The sequence below is a fragment of the Rhizobium moroccans genome (genome assembly GCF_057559155.1).
This window is the reverse complement of the sequence record NZ_JBHFJG010000010.1, coordinates 103,601-108,689: the sequence shown is the minus strand read 5'-3', so window position 1 is coordinate 108,689 and position 5,089 is coordinate 103,601. Positions and strand designations below refer to the sequence as shown.

At 63.1% G+C, this 5,089-nt stretch carries 6 protein-coding genes; 4 read left to right on the top strand and 2 right to left on the bottom strand.

The window, feature by feature from the left end:
* Positions 1–10: 10 nt before the first annotated feature.
* Complete coding sequence (locus ACE04I_RS07880; RefSeq protein ID WP_487206924.1) at positions 11–1,099, bottom strand: Ldh family oxidoreductase; 1,089 nt, start codon at positions 1,097–1,099, stop codon at positions 11–13.
* A complete protein-coding gene (locus ACE04I_RS07875; protein ID WP_487206923.1) occupies positions 1,096–1,839 on the bottom strand; it encodes an SDR family oxidoreductase in 744 nt (247 codons plus the stop codon). The genes ACE04I_RS07880 and ACE04I_RS07875 overlap by 4 nt, the downstream gene beginning before the upstream one ends.
* A 248-nt stretch (positions 1,840–2,087) precedes the next feature.
* Between ACE04I_RS07875 and ACE04I_RS07870 the strand changes: the two genes are divergently transcribed.
* The 4 genes from ACE04I_RS07870 (at position 2,088) to rpsO (ending at position 5,068) form a co-directional block, all read left to right on the top strand.
* A complete protein-coding gene (locus ACE04I_RS07870; RefSeq protein ID WP_487206922.1) occupies positions 2,088–3,113 on the top strand; it encodes a GntR family transcriptional regulator in 1,026 nt (341 codons plus the stop codon).
* Between the two features lie 158 nt (positions 3,114–3,271).
* A complete protein-coding gene (gene rbfA, locus ACE04I_RS07865) occupies positions 3,272–3,682 on the top strand; it encodes a 30S ribosome-binding factor RbfA (protein ID WP_046793800.1) in 411 nt (136 codons plus the stop codon).
* Between the two features lie 21 nt (positions 3,683–3,703).
* Entirely contained in the window at positions 3,704–4,633 is a 930-nt protein-coding gene (truB, locus tag ACE04I_RS07860; RefSeq protein ID WP_487206921.1) for a tRNA pseudouridine(55) synthase TruB, read from the top strand.
* A 165-nt stretch (positions 4,634–4,798) separates the two neighbouring features.
* Positions 4,799–5,068 carry a 30S ribosomal protein S15 gene (gene rpsO / locus ACE04I_RS07855; RefSeq protein ID WP_046793802.1) on the top strand — a complete coding sequence of 90 codons (270 nt, stop codon included), beginning with the start codon at positions 4,799–4,801 and terminating at the stop codon, positions 5,066–5,068.
* Positions 5,069–5,089: the final 21 nt, after the last annotated feature.

The following is a 5,089-nucleotide window of genomic DNA, read 5'->3' as shown; positions in this document are numbered from 1 at the left end:
AGGGCGGACATCAGGCCGCAAAGGGCGGCACGACGTCGAAACGGCTTGCGAAATTCCTGAACGCCTCGCGCGTGGCGGGATCGAGCGGAACGCCCGTTCTCTCACGTTCGGCGGCCACGGCCCATTCCCGGTCTCCCGGCGCCATCACCTTGAGCCCCTCTCTGGCTGGTGAGGCGCGCAGCGTGTCGAGATAACGCTTCATGCCGGCCTGGAAGACTTCCTCGCCGACGAAAGCGCCGGGTTTCAGCGCCATCACGAAGGCGCCAAGCTCGCGCGGGGTCGAAATGTCCAGACCGTTCATCGGCAGGATGTCGAAGCTAAGCCGCATTCCTGAAAAGACGGCGCTTAGTATCTCCGCAAGGCCGCCGAGCCCCGCGCCCTTGAAGCCGAACTCGCCGCCGACGGGCGCCAGCATCTCCACGAGCGCCGGATCGCGGGTGTCGTTACCGTCCACATCGGAGGCGACGCCCTGCGGCAGTTCGCGTCCGAGGCTGCGGTAAAGCTGGACCCGGTTATAGGGGATCGCGCTGGTCGCCATGTCCAGAAGCCAGGGATTGTCGCCCGTGACCGGCACTGCAAAGGCGATCGGATTGGTGCCGTGGAAGCGCATCGCGCCGTCGTGCAGGCGCACGAAACTGTCGGAATTGCAGAAGGCGAGACCGGCATGACCCTTCATGGCGGCATCCATTGCAAATGCGCCGGCCGGGCCGAAATGCGAGCTGTTGCGGATCGAGACCGCGCCGATGCCGAATTTCCCCGCAAGCTCGACGGCATGTTCCATGGCGCGATAGGCGGCAAGCGCGCCATGGCCGTGGTCCGCGTCGAGGGATGCGACTGCGCCGAAGGATTGCACGATCCGAACATCCGGGCGTTTGTTGACGCGGCCGCCCTCCATCACCGTCACGTAATGATTGAGAAGGCGCACGCCGTGGCTGTCGACGCCAAGACGTGAGCCGTGCATCATCGCCCGCGTCGCGGCATCCGCCGTTGCCGCATCCGCGCCGATCGCCTCGAAGACCTGCCGGCAGAAGCGGTCGACCGCCTCCAGGGGGGCATGGATCACTCCATCTTCGGCGGGAGGGTGGGCGGCAAGCTTCATAGGGTCTGTCCTCCATCGACGACGAGAACATGGCCCGTCATGAATGCGTTTTCGTCACTGGCGAGGAATACGGCGGCTGCGGCCATTTCCTCCACCTTTCCGAGCCTGCCCATCGGCTGGCGGGAAATGAAGGTGCGCCGCATCTCGTCCGGATCGTCGGCGAGATCGATGCGGTTCTGGAGAGAGGGCGAAAGCGTCGTGCCGGGGCAGAGCGCGTTCACGCGCACGCCGCTCGCGATCACGTCGCGCGCGGCGGCCTTGGTGAGCCCGATCACGGCCGCCTTGCTGGCGCCGTAGGCCGCACGGTTCGCTATGCCGGTGATGCTGGAGGCGACCGAGGCGACATTGACGATCGCCCCGCTGCCGCGTCTCACCATTTGCGGCAGCACTGCCTTCATGGTGCGGAACACCGTGGTTGCATTCTGCTCGATGCTCCTCTGCCAGTCCTGCTCGTCGCAATCGAGGATGGAGCCGTTGTGCACCCAGCCGGCGCAGTTGACGAGAATGTCGATATGTCCGGCATCGTCCACGCTGGAGCGCACGGAAGCGCCGTCGGTAACGTCGAGCTGCATGATCTGGATGCGTAGAGAGATGTCCGGCAGATCGGCCATCTTCGAGAGCGTGCGGCTGGTCGCGACCACCTCGGCGCCTTCTTCCGCAAAGGCGATCGCAATGGCCCGGCCAATTCCTTGGCCTGCCCCGGTCACGAAGGCGCGCTTGTTTGCCAGGCGATCCGCCATTCCCTCCTCCAAGGGAGCCGCTCTCTTTGCGGTCAAAACGTCTTATGTGTACACTATACGCCGCGTGCCATTTGGCAAGCGGTTTTTGGGTGACAAGTCAGGAGGGTGGCTTACCCACGCGAATTGAACGCATTCGATGGAACTGTTATTTTGATCCGTGCGGATATTGAAAAAGCAATGAACGAAGGCGCTATGTCGCCCTCCGGGACAAAATCGGAATGGCCGGGATGGTACAGCGGGGAGGGAATATGGCCGCAAGCCGAATGCCCGGTGCGGAGCGGCAGGGACCGAAGGTGCCGGGCGGCACGGTTCCGCGCCTCTACCAGCAGGTCTTCGATATTCTGGCAGGACAAATTGCCCAGGGCGCTCTTGGGCCAGGCGCTCGCCTCAGCGAATCCTCGGTTGCCGAACAGTTCGGCATCAGCCGGGCGCCGGCGCGCCAGGCGCTGGCGGAGCTGGAACGGCAAGGCTTACTCGAAAAGTCCTCGGGCCGCGGCTATTCGGTTCATCGCGCCGCCGCGCCGCCCGCTTCAACCGAAGCTGCGCCCTTAGCGGAGGCGGGTGACGACCTGCGCCTGACCCAGCTTTCGAGCTGGGAACGTATCTATGGCGAGGTGGAAAGTGAGATCGCCGCCCGCTGCTCCTTTGCCGGATGGCGGGTAAACGAGACCGAGCTCGCCCGCTTCTATGATGTCAGCCGTACCGTAGCGCGCGATGTCGTCGGACGGCTGCAGCAGCGTGGCGTCGTGCGCAAGGACGATCGAGCCCGCTGGATCGCGCCGGCCATGACGCCGGATCATGTAGGCGAGCTCTACGAACTGCGCTGGCTTCTGGAGCCGGTCGCGCTGGAAAAGGCGGCACCCCGTCTGCCGGATGGCTTTCTCGCCGGCATGCGCAGCCACCTGGAAGAGGCGATCGCCAATGCCGGAGAGCTGGCCGGCCCCGATCTCGACCGGCTGGAGCAGGAGCTGCACGTCACGCTTCTCGGCTATTGCGGCAATCGCACGCTGATGCAGGCGGTCAGCCTGCCACAGGCGCTTCTGGTGGCTCACAGCTTCCTCTACCGCTGGATGCCGCGGCTGTTCGGCGCCGAGCCCTTCCTGCCGGAGCACATGGAGGTCGTGGAGCGGCTGGAGGCGGGGCGGGTGGCGGAAGCCGCCCAATCGTTGAAGCGGCATCTGCAGGTCTCGCGTGAACGCGCCATCGACCGGATCGGTCGGGTGACGCGGGAAATGCAGCCTGACGATTTGCCCTATCTCGAAAAACTCGACTGACGGACCATATTGCCCGGTATGGGGATCGTGTGGAGATAAAGGCGCGTCGCGCGCCTTGACCTTTGCCCGCTCCTGGGTCATTTGACCGCCTTTGCTTGACGAAGCGCCCGATCCGGGACGATCCCCGGCATCGAAGGCGCCTAAGAAGAGAAACAACAATGGCCAAAGCAACCTCCTCGGCGCCCTCCCAGCGCATGCTTCGCGTTGGCGAACAGGTACGCGCCGCCGTCACGCAGGTTCTGCAGCGAGGCGAAGTGCGAGACGAACTTCTCGAAAAGACGGTTGTCTCCGTCTCGGAAGTCCGCATGTCGCCTGATCTCAAGATTGCCACCGCCTATGTGGCGCCCCTCGGGCTTCCCGACCACAAGGCCGTCATCGACGCGCTGAACCGCAATGCGAAATTCATCCGGGGGCGGATCGGCGGTCATCTCCGGCAGATGAAATATATGCCGGAAATCCGGTTTCGCGACGATACCAGCTTCGACAATTACAGGAAGATCGATGAACTTCTGCGATCCCCTGAAGTGAGCCGCGATCTCGGCGAAAAATCCGCTGAAGACGAAGAATAAGAAGACGACAAGAAGAGAAGAATGTCCAAACCAAGGAAGCCCAAGGGCCGCCCGATTTCCGGCTGGCTGATCCTCGACAAGCCGGTGGATTTCGGCTCGACCGAAGCCGTCTCTAAGATTAAGTGGCTGTTCAACGCCCAGAAGGCCGGACATGCCGGCACCCTCGATCCTCTGGCCTCCGGCATGCTGCCGATTGCGCTGGGCGACGCGACGAAAACCGTTCCCTACGTCATGGACGGTCGCAAGGTCTACGAATTCACCGTGACCTGGGGCGAGGAACGCACGACCGACGACCTCGAAGGCGAGGTGACGGTGACATCTGAACTGCGGCCGGACGAAGAGGCGATCCGCGCCCTTCTGCCGAAGTATACCGGCACGATTTCGCAGGTGCCGCCGCAGTTCTCGGCTATCAAGATCTCCGGCGAGCGTGCCTATGATCTGGCTCGCGACGGCGAAGCGGTGGAGATCCCCTCCCGTGAGGTCGAAATCTACCGCCTGACGCTTCTCGCCGTCACGGGAGATAGCGCCCATTTCGAGGTGGAATGCGGCAAGGGCACCTATGTGCGGGCCTTGGCGCGCGATTTCGGAAGGGATCTCGGTTGCGGCGGCCATATCTCCGAGCTGCGCCGTACCTTCGTCGCTCCCTTTGCGGAAGAGAGGATGGTGCCGCTTTCCGAACTGACGGCGCTGGAAGAGATCGAAGACCGGGAGGAGCGCCTGGCCGCCCTCGACGCTTTCCTGATCGACACGGCCGAGGCGCTTTCCAATCTGCCGCATCTCAAGGTGACGGACGACCAGGCCTACCGGCTGAGGATGGGCAATCCGATTATTCTGCTCGGCCGTGATGCACCGCTCGCCGAAGCGGAGGCCTATGCCACCGCCCGAGGAAAGCTGGTCGCCATCGGCGAGATCGGCCAGGGAGAGTTCCGGCCGAAGCGGGTTTTCGGCTGACCGGAGCCCCGGAATATCGCCTCTTCCCATTGCATGCTGAATGGTTTATAGGCAGCGCCAGTAAAAGGGCTGCCTTCAGGCGCTGCTTTTGCATTCACGGCCAAGGCTGGACGACATCCCGGCCTTTTGGCGACCCATAATCCTCATGAAAGAAAGGATAGTCCGATGTCGATCACTGTCGAGCGCAAGGCTGAGCTCATCAAGGAATACGCAACCGTAGAAGGCGACACCGGTTCTCCGGAAGTTCAGGTCGCGATTCTGACGGAGCGGATCAACAATCTCACCGAGCACTTCAAGGACCACAAGAAGGACAATCACTCCCGTCGTGGCCTGCTGAAGCTCGTTTCCAGCCGTCGCTCGCTTCTTGATTACCTCAAGAAGAAGGACGAAGGCCGTTACACCAAGCTGATCGCCAGCCTGGGTATCCGCCGCTAAGATTTCTCCGGGGGGGGGCGG

Coding starts and splice junctions, on each gene's coding strand:
- truB (WP_487206921.1), top strand. CDS start 3,704: ATGTCCAAACCAAGGAAGCCCAAGGGCCGCCCGATTTCCGGCTGGCTG.
- rbfA (WP_046793800.1), top strand. CDS start 3,272: ATGGCCAAAGCAACCTCCTCGGCGCCCTCCCAGCGCATGCTTCGCGTT.
- rpsO (WP_046793802.1), top strand. CDS start 4,799: ATGTCGATCACTGTCGAGCGCAAGGCTGAGCTCATCAAGGAATACGCA.
- ACE04I_RS07870 (WP_487206922.1), top strand. CDS start 2,088: ATGGCCGCAAGCCGAATGCCCGGTGCGGAGCGGCAGGGACCGAAGGTG.
- ACE04I_RS07880 (WP_487206924.1), bottom strand. CDS start 1,099: ATGAAGCTTGCCGCCCACCCTCCCGCCGAAGATGGAGTGATCCATGCC.
- ACE04I_RS07875 (WP_487206923.1), bottom strand. CDS start 1,839: ATGGCGGATCGCCTGGCAAACAAGCGCGCCTTCGTGACCGGGGCAGGC.